Origin of the sequence: Burkholderia ubonensis, assembly GCF_001718695.1 — a bacterium.
Taxonomy (GTDB): Bacteria; Pseudomonadota; Gammaproteobacteria; order Burkholderiales; family Burkholderiaceae; genus Burkholderia; species Burkholderia ubonensis_B.
The window spans coordinates 2,425,548-2,444,345 of the sequence record NZ_CP013420.1; the positions used below are offsets into that span (position 1 = coordinate 2,425,548).

General features: G+C 70.1%; 20 protein-coding genes and 1 pseudogene. 18 read left to right on the forward strand and 3 right to left on the reverse strand.

The genetic code is table 11. From position 1 onward, the window contains the following. The first annotated feature begins 20 nt into the window (after positions 1-20). The 3 genes from gspL to WJ35_RS11120 are packed head-to-tail and all read left to right on the forward strand — an operon-like array spanning position 21 to position 2,740. Positions 21-1,409 carry a type II secretion system protein GspL gene (gspL, locus tag WJ35_RS11110; RefSeq protein WP_060231098.1) on the forward strand — a complete coding sequence of 463 codons (1,389 nt, stop codon included), beginning with the start codon at positions 21-23 and terminating at the stop codon, positions 1,407-1,409. Further along, positions 1,406-1,909 carry a type II secretion system protein GspM gene (gene gspM, locus WJ35_RS11115; protein WP_029226289.1) on the forward strand — a complete coding sequence of 168 codons (504 nt, stop codon included), beginning with the start codon at positions 1,406-1,408 and terminating at the stop codon, positions 1,907-1,909. The genes gspL and gspM overlap by 4 nt, the downstream gene beginning before the upstream one ends. A gap of 42 nt (positions 1,910-1,951) precedes the next feature. Next, a complete protein-coding gene (locus tag WJ35_RS11120; RefSeq protein WP_060231192.1) occupies positions 1,952-2,740 on the forward strand; it encodes a type II secretion system protein N in 789 nt (262 codons plus the stop codon). A 24-nt stretch (positions 2,741-2,764) separates the two neighbouring features. On the opposite strand, the gene WJ35_RS11125 is transcribed toward WJ35_RS11120, so the two are convergent. Beyond that, positions 2,765-4,303 carry an efflux transporter outer membrane subunit gene (locus tag WJ35_RS11125; protein WP_060231095.1) on the reverse strand — a complete coding sequence of 513 codons (1,539 nt, stop codon included), beginning with the start codon at positions 4,301-4,303 and terminating at the stop codon, positions 2,765-2,767. A gap of 243 nt (positions 4,304-4,546) precedes the next feature. Next, positions 4,547-4,834, reverse strand: coding sequence for a hypothetical protein (locus WJ35_RS11130; protein WP_010090243.1), 288 nt, complete (start codon positions 4,832-4,834; stop codon positions 4,547-4,549). Between the two features lie 167 nt (positions 4,835-5,001). Between WJ35_RS11130 and WJ35_RS11135 the strand changes: the two genes are divergently transcribed. Beyond that, on the forward strand, positions 5,002-5,490 hold the full coding sequence (locus WJ35_RS11135; RefSeq protein ID WP_059655771.1) for a MarR family winged helix-turn-helix transcriptional regulator: 489 nt from the start codon (positions 5,002-5,004) through the stop codon (positions 5,488-5,490). A gap of 157 nt (positions 5,491-5,647) precedes the next feature. Next, complete coding sequence (locus tag WJ35_RS11140; RefSeq protein ID WP_060231093.1) at positions 5,648-7,219, forward strand: DHA2 family efflux MFS transporter permease subunit; 1,572 nt, start codon at positions 5,648-5,650, stop codon at positions 7,217-7,219. 122 nt (positions 7,220-7,341) lie between these two features. On the opposite strand, the gene WJ35_RS11145 is transcribed toward WJ35_RS11140, so the two are convergent. Continuing rightward, positions 7,342-8,268 carry a LysR family transcriptional regulator gene (locus WJ35_RS11145; RefSeq protein ID WP_069239154.1) on the reverse strand — a complete coding sequence of 309 codons (927 nt, stop codon included), beginning with the start codon at positions 8,266-8,268 and terminating at the stop codon, positions 7,342-7,344. 135 nt (positions 8,269-8,403) lie between these two features. Between WJ35_RS11145 and WJ35_RS11150 the strand changes: the two genes are divergently transcribed. The 13 genes and pseudogenes from WJ35_RS11150 to WJ35_RS11210 all read left to right on the forward strand — a co-directional run bounded on the left by WJ35_RS11150 (position 8,404) and on the right by WJ35_RS11210 (position 18,786). Further along, complete coding sequence (locus tag WJ35_RS11150; RefSeq protein ID WP_069239155.1) at positions 8,404-8,880, forward strand: CidA/LrgA family protein; 477 nt, start codon at positions 8,404-8,406, stop codon at positions 8,878-8,880. A gap of 13 nt (positions 8,881-8,893) precedes the next feature. Further along, positions 8,894-9,616, forward strand: coding sequence for an LrgB family protein (locus WJ35_RS11155; RefSeq protein WP_069239156.1), 723 nt, complete (start codon positions 8,894-8,896; stop codon positions 9,614-9,616). A gap of 195 nt (positions 9,617-9,811) precedes the next feature. Beyond that, positions 9,812-10,349 (forward strand): annotated as a pseudogene (gene fliL, locus WJ35_RS29930) (flagellar basal body-associated protein FliL). Between the two features lie 21 nt (positions 10,350-10,370). Next, positions 10,371-11,369 carry a flagellar motor switch protein FliM gene (fliM, locus tag WJ35_RS11165; RefSeq protein WP_060231090.1) on the forward strand — a complete coding sequence of 333 codons (999 nt, stop codon included), beginning with the start codon at positions 10,371-10,373 and terminating at the stop codon, positions 11,367-11,369. Next, the gene (fliN, locus tag WJ35_RS11170) at positions 11,362-11,877 is read left to right on the forward strand and encodes a flagellar motor switch protein FliN (protein ID WP_069239158.1); all 516 of its coding nucleotides are present in this window, start codon (positions 11,362-11,364) and stop codon (positions 11,875-11,877) included. Before fliM ends, fliN begins: the two co-directional genes overlap by 8 nt. Continuing rightward, positions 11,874-12,443, forward strand: coding sequence for a flagellar biosynthetic protein FliO (fliO, locus tag WJ35_RS11175; RefSeq protein ID WP_420480891.1), 570 nt, complete (start codon positions 11,874-11,876; stop codon positions 12,441-12,443). The genes fliN and fliO overlap by 4 nt, the downstream gene beginning before the upstream one ends. Positions 12,444-12,479: 36 nt before the next feature. Then, complete coding sequence (gene fliP / locus WJ35_RS11180) at positions 12,480-13,241, forward strand: flagellar type III secretion system pore protein FliP (RefSeq protein WP_059899940.1); 762 nt, start codon at positions 12,480-12,482, stop codon at positions 13,239-13,241. Between the two features lie 29 nt (positions 13,242-13,270). Next, a complete protein-coding gene (fliQ, locus tag WJ35_RS11185) occupies positions 13,271-13,543 on the forward strand; it encodes a flagellar biosynthesis protein FliQ (RefSeq protein WP_010090257.1) in 273 nt (90 codons plus the stop codon). Between the two features lie 33 nt (positions 13,544-13,576). Further along, positions 13,577-14,359, forward strand: coding sequence for a flagellar biosynthetic protein FliR (fliR, locus tag WJ35_RS11190; protein ID WP_010090258.1), 783 nt, complete (start codon positions 13,577-13,579; stop codon positions 14,357-14,359). A 155-nt stretch (positions 14,360-14,514) separates the two neighbouring features. Continuing rightward, positions 14,515-15,525 (forward strand): ABC transporter substrate-binding protein, encoded by a 1,011-nt coding sequence (locus WJ35_RS11195; RefSeq protein WP_069239159.1) that lies wholly within the window; start codon positions 14,515-14,517, stop codon positions 15,523-15,525. A 116-nt stretch (positions 15,526-15,641) separates the two neighbouring features. Continuing rightward, positions 15,642-16,439, forward strand: a complete 798-nt coding sequence (locus WJ35_RS11200; RefSeq protein ID WP_010090260.1) for an ABC transporter ATP-binding protein — start codon at positions 15,642-15,644, stop codon at positions 16,437-16,439. Between the two features lie 32 nt (positions 16,440-16,471). Continuing rightward, positions 16,472-17,329 (forward strand): ABC transporter permease, encoded by an 858-nt coding sequence (locus tag WJ35_RS11205; RefSeq protein WP_010090261.1) that lies wholly within the window; start codon positions 16,472-16,474, stop codon positions 17,327-17,329. An 89-nt stretch (positions 17,330-17,418) separates the two neighbouring features. Then, the gene (locus WJ35_RS11210) at positions 17,419-18,786 is read left to right on the forward strand and encodes a sensor histidine kinase (protein ID WP_060231189.1); all 1,368 of its coding nucleotides are present in this window, start codon (positions 17,419-17,421) and stop codon (positions 18,784-18,786) included. Positions 18,787-18,798 lie beyond the last annotated feature (12 nt).

Consider the following 18,798-nt stretch of genomic DNA (forward strand, 5'->3'; position numbering starts at 1 on the left):
GCCATTCGGGAGAGGAGCCCTTGAGCACGCTGATTGTTTTACTGCCGCCGCGCGAGCCCGCCGTGCCGTTGCAGGAATGGCAATGGCCCGAGCTGCCGTTCATGCTCGTCGACAAGGCCGGCCAGACGCAGCGGGCCGGACGCGCCGCGCTCGCGCTGCTGCCGCGCGCGGCCGCGACGGTGCTGGTCGTCGCCGCGCGCGACGTGCTGCTGCTGGCCGCGACGGTGCCGCCGCTCAAGGGGCCGAAGCTGCGCCAGGCGCTGCCCAACATCGTCGAGGACCAGCTGATCCAGGATCCGCAGGGCTGCCACGTCGCGGTCGATCCGGCGGCGCTGCCCGACGGGCGCCGCGTGCTCGCGGTCGTCGATCGCGCGTGGTTCCGCGCGATCTGCGACGCGTTTGCCGCGGCCGGCCACCGGCATCTGCGCGCGGTGCCCGCGACGCGCTGCCTGCCGCCGCCGCTCGCGGCGGCCGCGGCCGTCACCGATCCGGCGACGGCGGCGGCCGACGAGGCAGCCGCCGAAGCCGAGGCTGACGCCGCCCCGCCGCCGCGCCCGGCCGCGGTCGCCGCGGTGCTGGGCGTCGCGGCGTCGGTCGAGCCGGTGCTCGTCGAAGCGGGCGCGCAGCCGGACGCATCCGGCTCGCCGCGGCTCGAGCTGGCGGTCGCGCGCGGCGCGCTGGGCGAAGGCTTCGCTGCGCCCGCACAGCGCGCGACCGGCACGCTCGCCGCGCTCGCGGGCGGCGCCCCGGTCGAGCTGTACGTGCTCGGCGAGCCGGGCGCGGAACCGCAGCTCGCGTCGGTCAAGCGCACGGACGTCGAGCCGTCGGGCGCCGCCGCGCTGCTGCCGGGCGCGGCGCCGCTGCCGTTCGACACGTTCGCGCGCCGCGCGCTGGCCGAGCGTTTCGATCTGTGCCAGTTCGAATTCGAGTCGCAGCCGTGGCGCTTCGACCGCGCGACGCTCAAGCGGCTGCGGGTTCCGGTCGCGCTCGTCGCGGCGACGCTCGGCGTCGCGGTGATCGGGATGAACGTGCACTGGTGGAAGCTGTCGCGCGAGCGCGATGCGTTGTCCGCGCAGATCACCGAGACGCTGCTGTCCGCGTTCCCGAAGACCACGACGGTGCTCGATCCGGCCGCGCAGATGCAGCGCCAGCTCGACCAGCTGCGCCTCGCGGCGGGCGAGCTGTCGCCGAACGATTTCCTCGCGCTCGCGAGCGGGCTGTCGCGCTCGATGGGCACGCTGCCGCTGAACGGCATCGCGTCGCTCGATTATCACGACCGGCGGCTCGACGTCGGCTTCAAGCAGGGCGTGACGGTCGATCCCGACTTCACGCAGCGCCTCGCGCGCAACGGGCTGGCCGGCGAAGTCGACAGCAGCACGGGCAAATGGACGATCCGGAGCCGGTCATGAAGGCTGAACTGAACCAGACTCTCACGCAATTCTGGGGTGAGCGCACCCCGCGGGAAAAAAACCTGCTCGGCTGGGGCGGCGCCGTGCTGGCGGTCGCGATCGCCTATTCGGTGCTGTGGTCGCCCGCGCAGGAAGGCCGCGCGCGGATCACGCGCGCGCTGCCCGCGATGCGCGCCGAGCTCGCGAAGATGACCGCGCAGGCGAACGAAGCGCGCTCGCTCACGGCGGCCGCGCAGGGCGTCGCGCCGACCGGCGCCGCGCTGAAGGACGCGCTGGCGGCGTCGCTGTCCGACCACGGGATGCCCGGCGGGCAGATCCAGCTGGTCGGCAACGGCGTGCAGATCCAGCTGAAGAACGCGTCGTTCCCGGCGTGGACCCAATGGCTCGACGACGTGCGCAAGCAGTTCAAGGTGCAGGTCGGCGAGGCGCACGTCACCGCGCTGAAGGACGACGGCCAGGTCGACCTGACGGCCGTGATGCAGCCGTCGACGCAGAAATGATGCAGAAACGACGCAATGGATGATGCAAGCGACGGCCGGCCGATGAGGCCGTGGCCGAGACGGCTTTGGGCCGCGTTGCCGTGGCTCGCGGCGGGCGGGCTCGCGACCGCCGTCACGCTGGTCGCGCTCGCGCCGGCCGCGTGGATCGCGCCGCAATTCGCGCGCGCGACGGGCGGCCATGTGAACCTCGTCGATCCGGACGGCTCGCTGTGGCACGGCTCGGGCACCCTGATGCTCGCGCCGGGCGCCGACCGCAGCGCGGCGACGCTGCTGCCGGGGCGGGTCGAATGGACGACGCGCTTCTGGCCGCTCCTGACCGGGCGCGTGCAGATGCGGATGCGGCAGACCGAGGCGATGCCCGACGCGGTCACGCTCGACGCGACGTGGCGTGGCGCGGTGCTGTCCGCGGGCGCGATGTCGGTGCCGGCGTCGCTGTTGGCGGGGCTCGGCACGCCGTTCAACACGCTCGACCTGCAGGGCGACGTGTGGGTCCGCTGGAGCGACTGGCGGCTGATCGGCAGCAATGCGTTCGGCCAGCTGACGGTGACGATCGACGACATGAGCTCGCGCGTGTCGCGCGTGAAGCCGCTCGGCTCGTACCGCGCGGTGCTGCAGGCGAAGGGTTCGGGCGCGGATCTCGACCTGGCCACGACGAAAGGCCCGCTGTTTCTCGACGGGCACGGCACATTCGGGCCCGGCAGCGGGTCGTTCCGCGGCACCGCGCATGCGGCGCCCGAGCAGCTGGCGAACCTCGCGGGCCTGCTGAACCTGCTCGGCCATCCGATCGGCGACGGCTCGGTGTCGCTGATCTACGGCGACGCGGCGCGCTGACGCGCGCGACGCGCGCATTTCACGTCACTTCTGCGCAACCGGCACGGCCGGCGCGCCGCTGGCCGGCGCAGGCGCGGCCACGCCGCCCGTCTCGCGCGCGATCTGCGACACGTCCCAGCCGCCGCCGAGCGCCTTCACGAGCCCGACCGACGACACCATCCGCTGCCCCGCGATCGTCGCGAGCTTCTGGTGCGCGCTGAACGCGGTCGTCTGCGCGGTCAGCACGTTCAGGTAGTCGACCGTGCCCGCCTTGTACTGGTTCGTCACGATCGCGAGCGCATGTTCGGCGCTGTCCACCGCCTGCCGCTGCACGTCGATTTCCTGCGCGAGGATGCGCTGCGACGCCAGGTTGTCCTCGACGTCCTGGAACGCGGTGAGGACCGACAGCCGGTATGCGGCGACGTCCTGGTCGTAGGTCGCGCGCGCGGCCTCCGTCTGCGCGGCGCGCAGGCCCGCGTCGAACAGCGTCGCCGCGAGCTGCGGGCCGACCGTCCAGAAGCGCGCCGGCAGCGTGAACAGGTTCGACCACACCGAACTCTGCACGCCGCCCTGTGCCGACAGCGTGAGTGTCGGGAAGAACGCCGAGATCGCGACGCCGATCTGCTCGTTGGCCGCGGCCGCGCGGCGTTCGGCCGCCGCGATGTCGGGCCGCCGCTCGAGCAGCGCCGACGGCACGCCGACCGGCGTGACGGGCGGCTCGGCGGCGAGCGGCAGCGGCGGCAGCGAGAACGTCGACGCCGGTTCGCCGATCAGCGTCGCGATCGCGTGCTCGTACTGCGCGCGCGCGACGCCGTTGTCGATCGCGGCCGCCTGCGCGCTCTGCAGCTGCGTCTGCGCCTGGATCACGTCCGCGCGCGCGGCGACGCCCTGCGCGTACCGGTTCTGCGTGAGCTGCAGCGAGCGCGCGTACGACGCGGCGGTGTCGTCGAGCAGCTTCTGCAGCGCATCGGCGGTGCGCAGCTGGAAGTAGGTCTGCGCGAGCGTCGCCTGCTGAGACAGCCGCGCGTTCGCGAGATCGGCGGCGGCCGCCGATTCGCCCGCGCGCTGCGCGCCGACCGTGCGGCTCACCTTGCCCCACAGGTCGGGCTCCCACGACGCGTCGAGGCCGACGCTGTAGCTGTTGCCGATCGATCCGGAACTGCCGCCGCCGAAGCTCGACGACGAGCCGGACGACAGCGACGCGCGCGGCGTGCGGGAGCGCGAGCCCGACGCGCTCAGCCCGACGGTCGGGAAATACGCGGCGCGCGCCTCGGCGACGAGCGCGCGCGCCTGCCGGTACGCGGCCGCCGACTGCGCGATGGTCTGGTTCGACGCGTTCAGCTTGCCGATCAGCGCGTCGAGCTGCGGATCGCCGTAGACGCTCCACCAAGCGCCGCGGTCGGCGCCGTCGGCCGGCTGCGCGACCTTCCAGCCGGCGGGCGCTTCCTTGAACGCGGCGGGCATCGGCGTGTCGGGGCGGTGATAGTCGGGCCCGACGGCGCAGCCGGCGAGCAGCATGGCGGTCGCGAACGCGACGGCGGCGGCGAGCGGGCGGCGGGCGCGCGGGGATGGGACGTACGGCATGCGTGTGATTCCTGTCTGGGCGCGGCCCGGGGCATGGGCACGCGGGCGCGCGATGCGGCCGGCAGGCCGCAGGCGGACAAATGGTAACTGACGGCGGGGAAGCTGCGCAGCCGTTAGGGTAAGGCGCGCGAGGGCGGGAATGTGTTACCGGCGCGGCAGGCCGGGTTACCGGGCATTACGGATCGCTTGCGGCGGATGGCGCACGCGGGGCGCGCCGCTCGCCGGCAGGTGCCGGCCGGTCAGTCAGTGGCAGTGTGCGGGTTCGATGGCGGCCGCGCGCCATGACGACGGCTCCGTGGCGGCCGCCGCCTTGCGTTCGCCATTGCGTGCCCCCTTCGCGTTGCGCTGCCGGCGATGATCGAACCACGCGAACCCGAGCGCCGCGAGCGAGCCGCCCGGCAACACCAGCATCGCGACGTACAGCGCGAGCTTCCAGCCGCGGTGCGGCCCGGAGAACACATGGTGAGCGGTATCGGTCAGGTTGCGGCGCAGCGCGCCGGCGGCATTTTTCAGGAACAGCATCGCGAACATCCTCGAGGCGCCCGCGGCGCGGGCAAGGCAGGTCAGAACATCGTCTCCGGCAGTGCAGGTCGCACGTCGTAACTGGTTGCCTGAAATAATATTGACTAAGCAATTAATTTTCAAGATACTGGTCGCGTTTTTCCGACAAAGCACTATTGCTGCGCGCGCAATCGAGAATGAACGGCGGTCTCTACGATCCTGACGGCATCGAGCTGGAATCGAGTCTCGGCTACTACCTGACGAAGGCGCGTCAGGCGCTCATCGAGCGGATGGACCGCGCGCTGGAGCCGCTCGACCTGACCGCGCAGCAGGTCGGCGTGATCCTGCTGCTGTCGCGCGGATACGTGCGCACGCCGTTCGAGCTGTCGCGCAAGATGGCGTATGACAGCGGCTCGATGACGCGGATGCTCGACCGGCTCGAGCGCAAGGGCTTCATCGCACGCTCACGCAGCGAGCAGGACCGCCGCGTGATCGAGCTGACGCTGACCGAACGCGGCGCCGACGCCGCCCGCGCGCTGCCGTCGCTGATCGCGACCGCGCTGAACGCGCAGCTCGCCGGCTTCTCGGCCGACGAGCTCGCGACGCTCACGGGCCTGTTGCAGCGCTTCATCGCGAACGGCCCCGGCACCCTCGGGTGCGATTCGTCCGGCGAGCCGGACTGCTGAAGCCATGCGAGGCGTCGACATTTTGGTTAAGCGTTCACTTATTTATCTGTCTGGGCAGAAGATGACGCGTCATACGCTCCGCTCCACGTATTTCCCCTCGTTCCCGGCCGTGCACGCCCGTCGTGCGCTTTGCGCGCGCCGCGCATAGGAGATTCCGATGTCCGACACCACGGCCTCCGCGGCCTCGCCCGCGTCCCCCGCCGCCGAACCGGCGCCGCTGTCCGGCGGCGCCCTCGCGCTGCTCACCGTCGGGCTCGCGCTCGGCACCTTCATGGAAGTGCTCGACACGTCGATCGCGAACGTCGCGGTGCCGACGATCTCGGGCAGCCTCGGCGTCGCGACGAGCGAAGGCACATGGGTGATCTCGTCGTATTCGGTCGCGTCCGCGATCGCGGTGCCGCTCACCGGCTGGCTCGCGCGGCGGGTCGGCGAGGTGCGCCTGTTCACGCTGTCGGTGCTCGCGTTCACGATCGCGTCCGCGCTGTGCGGCCTCGCGAACAACTTCGAGACGCTGATCGCGTTCCGGCTGCTGCAGGGGCTCGTGTCGGGGCCGATGGTGCCGCTGTCGCAGACGATCCTGATGCGCAGCTACCCGCCCGCGAAGCGCGGGCTCGCGCTCGGGCTATGGGCGATGACGGTGATCGTGGCGCCGATCTTCGGCCCGCTGCTGGGCGGCTGGATCAGCGACAACTACACGTGGCCGTGGATCTTCTACATCAACCTGCCGATCGGCGTGTTCTCGGCAGCCTGCGCGTTCGTGCTTCTGCGCGGCCGCGAGACGAAGACGACCAGGCAGCGGATCGACGCGGTCGGGCTCGCGCTGCTCGTGATCGGCGTGTCGTGCCTGCAGATGATGCTCGACCTCGGCAAGGACCGCGACTGGTTCAACTCGACGTTCATCGTCGCGCTCGCGCTGATCGCGGTCGTGTCGCTCGCGTTCATGCTCGTGTGGGAGGCGACCGAGAAGGAGCCGGTGGTCGACCTCACGCTCTTCAAGGACCGCAACTTCGCGCTCGGCGCGCTGATCATCTCGTTCGGCTTCATGGCGTTCTTCGGCTCGGTCGTGATCTTCCCGCTGTGGCTGCAGACGGTGATGGGCTACACGGCCGGCAAGGCCGGCCTCGCGACCGCGCCGGTCGGGCTGCTCGCGCTGGTGCTGTCGCCGCTGATCGGCCGCAACATGCACCGGCTCGACCTGCGGATGGTCGCGAGCTTCGCGTTCGTCGTGTTCGCCGGCGTGTCGATCTGGAACTCGACGTTCACGCTCGACGTGCCGTTCAACCACGTGATCCTGCCGCGGCTCGTGCAGGGGATCGGCGTCGCGTGCTTCTTCGTGCCGATGACGACGATCACGCTGTCGAGCATCGCCGACGACCGGCTCGCGAGCGCGTCGGGGCTGTCGAACTTCCTGCGCACGCTGTCCGGCGCGATCGGCACCGCGGCCAGCTCGACGTTCTGGGAGAACGACGCGATCTACCACCATGCGCGGCTGTCCGAATCCGTGAGCGTCTACGCGCAGAGCACGACCGACTACCAGGGTGCGCTCGCGCAGCTCGGCATCGCGGGCCAGATGTCGAACGCGCAGATCAACCAGATCGTCACGCAGCAAGGCTTCATGATGGCGACCAACGACTTCTTCCACCTGTCGGCGATCGTGTTCGTCGCGCTCGCGGCGCTCGTGTGGATCACCAAGCCGAGGAAGGGCGCGGGGCCGGCGATGGGGCATTGAGCCCCGCCGCGGCCGGCGTCGCGTGCCCGGCCACCGGCCGCGGGCCGCACACGTCGCCCACGCCCACCGCCCACGGCACGCATGAGCCGCACGGCCGCCGCGTGCCGATGTCCCGGCCCGCATCACTCGCGCGCGAGCAGACCCCCGAAGGCGAGATCATCGCCGGACGCGATGGGCAGCGTCGCGCGCGCGACCTCGAGCCACGCGCGCGCCGCGTGCGACAGATAGCCCTTCTTCAGCCAGCCGAGCGCGATCGCCCAGGTGATCTCCGGCTCGACGATCGGCCGGCACGTGAACTGGTCGGGATCGAGCCGCCGGCAGTACGGCTCGGGCAGGAGCGCGATGCCGACCCCCGCGTGCACGAGCGCGGCCATGAAATCCCAGTGCCCGCTGCGGCTCACGATCGACGGCGTGAAGCCGACCTGCCGGCACGCGTCGAGCACCGCGTCGTGCAGCGCGAGGCTTTCCGCGTAGAACACGAACGATTCGCGCGCGAGGTCGGCGAGCGGCACCGCCGGGTGCTCCTCCCAGCGCGACTCGCGCGGCGCGACGAGCCACAGCGGCGCGCGCACCATCGGCAGCCGGTCGAACACCTCCGGATCGACCGGCTCCAGCAGCCCGCCCAGCTCCAGCTCGCCCGCCACCAGCGCGGCCTCGATCATCCGCGCGCCCTGCTCGAACAGCTTCAGCTCGATGTTCGGGTAGCGCTGCTTGTACGCGGCGATGATCGGCGTGAACAGCGACCCGCCGAGCGGCGGGATGCCGATCGACAGCTCGCCGCGGCCCAGCGTGCCGAGGTCGTTCAGCTCCGACTGCAGCTGCGCCTGCGCGGCGAGCACGTCCTGCCCGCGCTGGAACACGATCCGCCCGGCGTCGGTGAGCACCATCTGCCGGCCGTCGCGCAGCAGCAGCGGCGAGCCGATCTCGTCCTCGAGCGCCTTCACCATCTTGCTGATGGTCGGCTGGGTCACGAACAGCCTGTCGGCCGCCGCGGTGAAGCTCTGCTGGCGGACCACCTCGACGAAATACCGCAGTGCGCGCAACTCCATCGGCGCCTCCCCAGATTGGTGCAACGGTCGTAGAATTCCGAAATGGAATGACAAGGATAGAGACAAGTCATTTTATTTATGGATGGGGGAAACCCTATACTCCTACCATCAACCGAATCTCTGCAGGAGCCAGCCATGAGCCACTCGACCGCGTCTGTCGCCGTCCTTCCCGCCACGCCGGGCAAGCTCACGCGCACTGGCCGGATCGCGCTGCAGGCCGCCGCGCTCGGCGTGCTGTGGATGGCCGTCGACTGGGCCGTGCGCGCGGTCGGGCTGTCGGTGCCGTCGGGCGTGATCGGCCTCGCGGTGCTGCTCGTGCTGCTGTTCTCCGGCGGCGTCGCGCCGGCGTGGGTGAAGGACGGCGCGAACTGGCTGCTGTCCGACATGCTGCTGTTCTTCGTGCCGGCCGCGGTCGCGGCCGTGCAGTACGGCGGCCTGTTCCGCGAGGACGGCTGGCGGCTCGCGCTCGTCGTCGTCGCCGGCACCGCGTTCGTGATGGTCGCGGTGGCCGTCGCGGTCGACCTCGCCGCGAAGCTCGAGCGCAAGCTCGCCGCGCAACGCATGTTCGCCGAACGCCGCCGCGCGCGTCTGGCGACCGTGTCGGTCCACTGAGCCGGAGCCCGTCATGCATGCGCTGCTGTCGCGCCTGAGCGTCGACCAGGTGAACGCCGCGATCTCCGTCGGCTGCTTCGTGCTGACGGTCGTGCTGTACTTCGCGTCGAAGCGGCTCTATGCGTACCGGAAGACGCTGCTGTTCTCGCCGCTCGTGTTCGTGCCCGGCGTGCTGGTCACGCTCGTCGCGCTGACGGGCATCCCGTATTCGGTCTACTTCCGCGACACGCGCTGGCTGATGTGGCTGCTCGGCCCGGCGACGATCGCGTTCGCGGTGCCGATCTACGACTACCGCGACCTGATCCGCCGCCACTGGCTGTCGCTGTCGGTCGGCGTCGTGGTCGGCATCGCCGCCGGGGTCTGCGGGTCGCTGCTGCTCGCGAAGCTGCTGCACCTGTCGCCGGAGCTGCAGCGCTCGCTGATGACCCGCTCGGTGTCGACGCCGTTCGCGCTCGCCGTCTCCGACAAGATCCATGCGCCGAAGGACCTGACCGCGCTGTTCGTGATCGCGACCGGCATCTGCGGGATGCTGCTCGGCGAGATCGTGCTCGCGCTCGTGCCGATGCGCACGCGGCTCGCGCGCGGCGCGCTGTTCGGCGCGGCCGCGCACGGCGTGGGCACCGCGAAGGCGCGCGAGATCGGCAGCGAGGAAGGCGTCGTGTCGAGCCTGACGATGATGATCGCGGGCGTCGCGATGGTGCTGCTCGCGCCGCTGTTGACGCTGCTGCCGATCTGACGGCGGCGGGCCGGGCACGCCGGTGCGGCCGCCCGGCCGATCGCGGCTGCCGGCGCTCGCCCGGCCTTTTGCCGTTGCCCGCCCTCAGGCTGTCCGCCGCTGGCCCCTCACCGCCCGGCCCGCCCGACAATCGCCTGAGATAACCGCAAATCCCCCCTCTTTTCCGCCCATCGGCTTCGGGCCGGATGCCGAACAATGCATGCTACGAGTCACCACGCACGCATTCACATGGCCTCCACGACTGCAAATCCGCCCGCCGACAAGCCGGCTTCGTCCGGCAAGCTCAAGCGCATCGCGCTGTTCGCCGTCATCGCGCTCGGCGCCGCGGCCGCCGCCGCGGGCGGCATGTACGTGTTCCTGAGCAAGCAGGGCGTCAGCCATGCGAGCGGCCCGGTCGAGCCGCCGCCGCTCGCCGCGCCGGTATTCTTCCCGCTCGACCCGCTCACCGTGAACCTGCAGTCGGAAGACGGCGTCCAGCACTACCTGCGCGTCGGGCTGTCGCTGAAGATCACCGATGCGAAGGCGCAGGAGCAGCTGACCGCGCGCATGCCGGAGATCCGCAGCCGCATCCTGCTCGCGCTGAGCAACAAGCACCCGGAGGAGCTCGCAACGCCCGACGGCAAGCGCGCGCTCGCCCGGCGAGCTGAAGGGCCTGATCGAGCAGCCGACGCAGCCGGGCAACCAGCACGCGAAGGTCGACGACGTGCTGTTCACCGAGTTCGTCGTCCAGTAACTCGCCGACAAAGGAACGCAGATGGGCCACTCGGAGTTCATGTCCCAGGAGGAGGTCGATGCACTCCTCAAGGGCGTCACGGGCGAAGCCGACGCGGATGACGACAAGCGCGACGCAGCCGGCATCCGCCCCTACAACATCGCGACGCAGGAGCGGATCGTCCGCGGCCGGATGCCCGGCCTCGAGATCATCAACGACCGCTTCGCGCGTCTGTTGCGCATCGGCATCTTCAACTTCATGCGGCGCACGGCGGAAATCTCCGTCAGCCAGGTGAAGGTGCAGAAGTACAGCGAGTTCACCCGCAACCTGCCGATCCCGACGAACCTGAACCTCGTGCACGTGAAGCCGCTGCGCGGCACGTCGCTGTTCGTGTTCGACCCGAACCTCGTGTTCTTCGTCGTCGACAACCTGTTCGGCGGCGACGGGCGCTTCCACACGCGCGTCGAGGGCCGCGACTTCACCGCGACCGAGCAGCGCATCATCGGCAAGCTGCTGAACCTCGTGTTCGAGCACTACACGACCGCGTGGAAGAGCGTGCGGCCGCTGCAGTTCGAATACGTGCGCTCGGAAATGCATACGCAGTTCGCGAACGTCGCGACGCCGAACGAGATCGTGATCGTCACCCAGTTCTCGATCGAGTTCGGGCCGACGGGCGGCACGCTGCACATCTGCATGCCGTATTCGATGGTCGAGCCGATCCGCGACGTGCTCGCGTCGCCGATCCAGGGCGAGGCGCTCGAGGTCGACCGCCGCTGGGTGCGCGTGCTGTCGCAGCAGGTGCAGACGGCCGAGGTCGAGGTGACCGCGAATCTCGCCGAGATCCCGGTGACCTTCGAGCAGATCCTCAACCTGCGCGCGGGCGACGTGCTGCCGCTCGCGATCGAGGACACGATCACCGCGAAGGTCGACGGCGTGCCGGTCATGGAATGCGGTTACGGGATTTTCAATGGTCAATATGCGTTGCGCGTGCAGAAGATGATCAGCGCGAACGACACGATGAGGGAAGGTGGATATGAGTGAGCTGAACACGACGACGCCCGAACTCGACGCGCAGGCCCTCGCCGACGCGGCGCTCGCGGAATCGGCCGCAGCGGCGACCCCGGCCCCGGCCGCGCCGGCGGCAGCGCCTGCCGCGGACGAAGAACAGGGCCTCGACGACTGGGCGGCCGCGCTCGCCGAGCAGAACCAGCAGCCTGCGGTCGAGCCGGGCGCGACGGGCGCCGGCGTGTTCCAGCCGCTGTCGAAGGCCGCGTCGACGTCGACGCACAACGACATCGACATGATCCTCGACATCCCGGTCAAGATGACCGTGGAGCTCGGCCGCACGAAGATCGCGATCCGCAACCTGCTGCAGCTCGCGCAGGGCTCGGTCGTCGAACTCGACGGCCTCGCGGGCGAGCCGATGGACGTGCTGGTCAACGGCTGCCTGATCGCGCAGGGCGAAGTGGTGGTCGTGAACGACAAGTTCGGCATCCGCCTGACCGACATCATCACGCCGTCCGAGCGCATCCGGAAACTGAATCGGTGAACGTCGTGAAGGCCGCCCGCCGCGCCCACCGCTTCGCCGTCGCCACCCTCCCGGCCCTCCTGGCCGGGGCGGCGGCGCTCGCGAGCAGCGGCGCCGGCGCGGCCGACCTGAACGCGGTGAACCATGCCGGCGCGATCGCGTCGAGCGTGGTGGTCGGCTCGGCCGCGCCGTCGCTCGGCGTCGGCGCGGTGCTGCAGACGCTCGTCGGGCTCGCGGTCGTGATCGGCCTCGTGTTCGGCTGCGCGTGGCTCGCGCGCCGCTTCGGCTTCCAGCCGGCGCGGCGCGGCGGCCCGCTGAAGGTCGTGTCGAGCGTCGCGGTCGGCGCGAAGGAAAGCGCGACGATCGTCGAGATCGGCGATACGTGGCTGGTGCTCGGCGTCGCGCCCGGCAACGTCCGGCTGCTGCACACGCTGCCGGCCGGCTCCGCGCCCGACGCGGCCGTCGTGTCGACGTCGCCCGGCGCCGGCGCCGCCGACGCGAACGCGTCCGGCTCGTTCGGCGCGCGGTTTCGCGATGCGCTCGCGGGCGAAGCCGCGAAGCGACTCGGGCGCGGCAAGGAGCGCTGACATGGCGCCGCGTCACCCATCCGTACCCGCATTCCGATGAAACACGTCTTCCTGCGCCGCGCGGCGCGCATCGCGCCCGCCCTGATCCTCGGCCTTGCCCCCGCGCTCGCGTGCGCGCAGGCGGCGGGCCTGCCCGCCTTCAACGCGGCCCCCGGCCCGAACGGCGGCACGACCTACTCGCTGAGCGTGCAGACGATGCTGCTGCTCACGATGCTGTCGTTCCTGCCGGCGATGCTGCTGATGATGACGAGCTTCACGCGCATCATCATCGTGCTGTCGCTGCTGCGGCAGGCGCTCGGCACGTCGTCGACGCCGCCGAACCAGGTGCTGGTCGGCCTCGCGATGTTCCTCACCTTCTTCGTGATGTCGCCGGTGCTCGACCGCGCGTACAACGACGGCTACAAGCCGTTCTCCGACGGCAGCGTGCCGATGGAGCAGGCGGTGCAGCGCGGCGTCGCGCCGTTCAAGGGCTTCATGCTGAAGCAGACCCGCGAGACCGATCTCGCGCTGTTCGCGAAGATCTCGAAGGCCGCGCCGATGCAGGGCCCGGAAGACGTGCCGCTGTCGCTGCTGGTGCCCGCGTTCGTCACCAGCGAGCTGAAGACGGGCTTCCAGATCGGCTTCACGATCTTCATCCCGTTCCTGATCATCGACATGGTCGTCGCGAGCGTGCTGATGTCGATGGGGATGATGATGGTGTCGCCGTCCACCGTGTCGCTGCCGTTCAAGCTGATGCTGTTCGTCGTCGTCGACGGCTGGCAGCTGCTGCTCGGCTCGCTCGCGCAGAGCTTCATCTGAAATATCTGAAATACGCCGGAGAGCATGCGATGACGCCCGAACAAGTGATGACGCTCGCGCACCACGCGATGGTGGTCGGCCTGCTGGTCTCCGCGCCGCTGCTGCTCGTCGCGCTCGCGGTCGGCCTGCTCGTGAGCCTGTTCCAGGCCGCGACGCAGATCAACGAATCGACGCTGTCGTTCATCCCGAAGCTGCTCGCGGTGCTGGCCACGCTCGTGATCGCGGGCCCGTGGATGATGACGACGGTGCTCGACTACCTGCGGCAGACCCTGCTGCACGTCGCGACGCTCGGCGCGGGCTGAGCGGCGCACGCCTAGCGGCTCCGGGCTCCGGCGATGTTCTCGGTCACCTACGCGCAGCTCAATGCGTGGCTCACGGCGTTCCTGTGGCCGTTCGTGCGGATGCTCGCGCTCGTCGCGGTCGCGCCGGTGACCGGCCACGCGTCGGTGCCGGGGCGCGTGAAGATCGGCGTCGCGGCGTTCATGGCGCTGGTCGTCGCGCCGACGCTTGGGGCCATGCCGGCCGTCACCGTGTTTTCCGCGCAGGGCATCTGGATCGTCGTCACGCAGTTCCTGATCGGCGTGGCGATGGGCTTCACGATGCAGATCGTGTTCGCCGCCGCGCAGGCCGCCGGCGACGCGATCGGCCTGTCGATGGGCCTCGGCTTCGCAACCTTCTTCGATCCGCACGCGAGCGGCGCGACGCCGGTGATGGGCCGCTTCCTGAACGCGGTCGCGATCCTCGCGTTCCTCGCGTTCGACGGCCACCTGCAGGTGCTCGCGGCGCTCGCCGCGTCGTTCCAGGCGCTGCCGGTATCGGCCGAACTGCTGCACGCGCCCGGCTGGCGCACGCTCGCCGCGTTCGGCGCGACGGTGTTCCAGATGGGGCTGCTGCTCGCGCTGCCGGTGGTCGCGGCGCTCTTGATCGCCAACCTCGCGCTCGGCATCCTGAACCGCGCGGCGCCGCAGGTCGGGATCTTCCAGGTGGGCTTCCCGGTCACGATGCTGGTCGGCCTGCTGCTCGTGCAGCTGATGGTGCCGAACATGGTGCCGTTCTTCGGGCGCTTGTTCGACATGGGGCTGGATGCGATGGGGCGGGTTCTGGGGGGATGGCGGTAGGCGCCGTCCGCACCCATTCGTCCGGCCAGATTGCTGGAAAACCCCTAAAGGAATTGCCGCCCCGCGAAAGGTAGCGGAAGGTTTCGGGTCCCTATACTCGTTGCAACGATGCAAGAAAGCATCGCGCCATACGGACAACGAACGGAGACACCCCGATGCGCCCCATCCTGCGCCCCCTCGCCGTTGCAGCCTCCCTGACCTGCGCGCTCGCCGCGCATCCCGCCCTCGCCGCGGCGGACGACGGCGGCAAGATCACGATCATGGTCGGCGGGATCGCGAAGCTGATCTACCTGCCCGCGCGCCTGACCCAGGAACTCGGCTACTTCAAGGACGAAGGGCTCGACGTCGAGCTGCTGTCGCAGCCGGCCGGCGTCGATGCCGAGAACGAGCTGCTCGCGGGCGCGGTGCAGGGCGTGGTCGGCTTCTACGACCACACGATCGACCTGCAGAGCAAGGGCAAGGACGTGAAGGCGATCGCCGTGTTCGGCCAGGTGCCGGGCGAAGCCGAGATGGTGGCGACGAAGGCCGCGCCGACCTTCAAGTCGATGGCCGACGCGAAGGGCAAGACGCTAGGCGTGACGGGCCTCGGCTCGTCGACGAGCTTCCTCACGCAATACCTCGCGCTGCAGCACGGCGTGCCGTCGACCCAGTACACGATGCTGCCGGTCGGCGCCGACGCGAGCTTCATCGCCGCGATCAAGCAGGGCCGGATCGACGCCGGGATGACGACCGAGCCGACCGTGTCCGCGCTCGAGAAGATGGGCGACGCGAAGGTGCTGGTCGACCTGCGCACGCTCGAAGGCACGCGCGCGGCGCTCGGCGGCACCTACCCGGCCGCGAGCCTGTACGTGCAGTCCGCGTGGGCCGATTCGCACAAGGCGCAGGCGACGAAGCTCGCGCATGCGTTCGCGAAGACGATGCAGTTCATCCATACGCACAGCGCCGAGGAGATCGCCGCGAAGATGCCGGCCGACTACCAGAAGGACAAGGCGCTTTACGTGGCCGCGCTGAAGGCGTCGCTGCCGATGTACACCGCCGACGCGAAGATGCCGGCCGACGGCCCGGCGACCGTGCTGAAGGTGCTGTCGGCGTTCAACCCGTCGGTGAAGGGCAAGCACATCGACCTGACGCGCACCTACACCAATGAGTACGTGAGCCCGAAGTAAGCGCGAAACAAGCGCGGCCGCGGACGATCCCGCGCGCCCCGCTTCCCCGTTCCGGCCCGGCTGACCGGCCCAGGCGCCGCCCGCGACGCGGCGTCCCACACGCAGGACCACATGCGATGAACCAGGCAGTTTCACCGAGCACACCGGCGATCGAGTTTCGCAACGTGTCGTGCCGCTTCATTTCGCCGGAAGGCAAGGCAACCGTCGCGCTGCGCGACTTCAGCATGAGCGTCGCGCGCGGCGAGTTCATCGCGATCGTCGGGCCGACCGGCTGCGGCAAGTCGACGACGCTGAACCTGATCACCGGGCTGCTCAAGCCCGCGTCCGGCGAAGTGCGCGTGATGGGCCGCCCGGTCGACGGGATCGACCCGCGCATCGGCTTCGTGTTCCAGGCGGACGCCGTGTTCCCGTGGCGCAACGTGATCGACAACGTCGCCGCGGGCCCGCTGTTTCGCGGCCGCTCGAAGGACGTCGCGTACGCGCAGGCCGAGGAATGGATCCGCAAGGTCGGCCTCGACAAGTTCACGAAGCACTACCCGCACCAGCTGTCCGGCGGGATGAGGAAGCGCGTCGCGCTCGCGCAGACCTTCATCAACCAGCCGGAAATCCTGCTGATGGACGAGCCGTTCTCCGCGCTCGACATGCAGACCCGCACGCTGATGCAGGACGAGCTGCTGCAGCTCTGGTCCGCGAACAAGGGCTCGGTGGTGTTCGTCACGCACGACCTGGAAGAGGCGATCGCGCTCGCGGACCGCGTGTTCGTGCTGACCGCGCGCCCGGCGACGCTCAAGCGCGTGTACCCGATCGACCTGCCGCGCCCGCGCGTCACGTCGGAGATTCGCTATCACCCGCACTTCATCGAGATTTCCAAGGACATCTGGCACGACCTGCGCGAAGAAGTGCAGATCGGCTGAACGCCGCAACAGGACAGAGCAAGGACAGGAGCATGACCGACATGACGCTTCCCCCCACCGCCATTCCGGCGCCGACGCTCGAGGACGAGTCGCGCGCCGCACAGGCCCGGCTGCGCCGCCGCCGGCAACTGATCATCGGCCTGCGGATCGCCGTGCTCGTCGTCGTGCTGGGCGGCTGGGAACTCGCCGCGCGGCTCAAGTGGATCGATTCGTTCTTCTTCTCGCAGCCGACGCTGATCTTCGCGCAGATCCAGGACTGGTTCGTCAACGGCACGTCGCAGGGGCCGCTGCTCACGCAGGTGTGGGTGACGCTCGAGGAAACCACGATCGGCTTCCTGATCGGCTCGGTCGCCGGCGTGATCTGCGGGATCGTGCTCGGCCGCAACAAGCTGATGGCCGACGTGTTCGGCCTCTACATCCAGATCGCGAACTCGATCCCGCGCGTCGTGCTCGGCTCGGTGTTCGTGATCGCGCTCGGCCTCGGGATGGCGTCGAAGATCGCGCTGGCCGTCGTGATGGTGTTCTTCGTGGTGTTCGGCAACGCGTTCCAGGGCGTGCGCGAAGCGGACCGCTACCTGATCGCGAACGCGCAGATCCTCGGCGCGTCGCGCCGGCAGATCACCACGTCGGTCGTGATCCCGTCCGCGCTCTCGTGGATTCTCGCGAGCCTGCACGTGAGCTTCGGCTTCGCGCTGGTCGGCGCGGTGGTCGGCGAATTCCTCGGCTCCAAGCAGGGCATCGGCCTGCTGATCTCCACCGCGCAGGGCGCGTTCAACGCGAGCGGCGTGTTCGCGGCGATGATCGTGCTGGCCGTGGTCGCGCTGGCCGCCGACTACCTGCTGACGCGGCTCGAAAGGCGGCTGCTGAAGTGGCGTCCGGCCGCGTTCTGAACGCCGCGCGACAAAGTTCGACCCCGACCGCGCCCGAGGCCTTTCCGGCTCCGGCGCGGTTCGGCATCGAGAAGAAGGAGCGGGAAAGGATGACGCACAGCCTGCGCGGTCGGCTGCTGTGGTGGCTGCTGCTGCCGCTCGCGGCGTTCGTGCTGATCGCGGGCGCGATGTCGTACGACACCGCGCGCCGCACCGCCGACCTCGTGCAGGACAGCGCGCTCGTCGCGTCCGCGCGCACGATCGGCGAGGACGTCGAGTGGCGCAACGGCTATCTCGCGGCCGACGTGCCGCCGGCCGCGCTGGAGATTTTCGAGTCGCCGTCGCGCGATTCGGTGTTCTACAAGGTGGTCGACGGCCACGGCCGGCTGCTCGCGGGCAATCCCGAGCTCGAGGTGCCCGCGCGGCACGGCGCCGAGCCGACGCTCTACGACACGGCGCTCGACGGCATCGGGCTGCGCGCGGTCGCGTACGACCGCCAGCTGTACAACGAAGGCCAGGTCGAGACGGTGACGGTGGCGGTCGCGAAGACGCCGCGCTCGCGCGGCGCGATGCTCGACACGATCTGGCGGCCGCAGCTCGCGCGGCTGTCGCTGATGCTGCTGCTCGCGGTCGCGCTCGTGTATCTCGGCCTCACCTTCGAGCTGCGGCCGCTGATGAAGCTGAAGGACGACGTCGCGGACCGCGGGCCGATGGAGCTGGAGCCGATCCGCCCGGAGCGGCTGCAGCACGAGCTGCGGCCGATCGTCGACGCGATCAACCAGTGCATCGCGCGGCTGAACACGCACACGGCGACGCAGCGGCGCTTCATCGCCGACGCCGCGCACCAGCTGCGCACGCCGATCGCGGTGCTCGACACGCAGATCCAGTACGCGCAGCAGCGCGAGCGCGACGATCCGGAGCTGACCGCGATGCTCGACAGCATGCAGCGCAGCAGCCGCAAGATGGCGGACGTGACCGACAAGCTGCTGCTGCTCGCGCACGCGGAGGCGACGCCGCCGACGCTGCTCACGCATCGCGTCGACCTGGCGGCGGTCGTATCGAGCGTGTTCGAGGAGACGATCGTGCTCGCGCAGCGGCGCAATATCGACCTCGGCGCGGACCTCGGCGAACAGCTTGACGTGACGGGCAGCGACAGCCTGCTGACCGCGCTCGTGATGAATCTCGTCGACAACGCGGTGCGCTATACGCAGCCGGGCGGCTGCGTGACGGTCGCCGCGCGCCGCGACGGCGACACGGTCGTGCTCGACGTGATCGACGACGGCCCCGGCATTCCGGCGGAGGCGCGCCCGCACGTGTTCAAGCGCTTCTACCGCGTGTCGAGCGATACTGAAGGATCGGGGCTCGGCCTCGCGATCGTGCGCGAGATCGCGCAGGCGCACGGCGGGATGGCGTCGCTCGCGCCGGGGCCCGGCAACCGCGGGGTCGTCGTGACGGTGCGGCTGCCCGCCTATGTCTGAAGAGATGCTTGC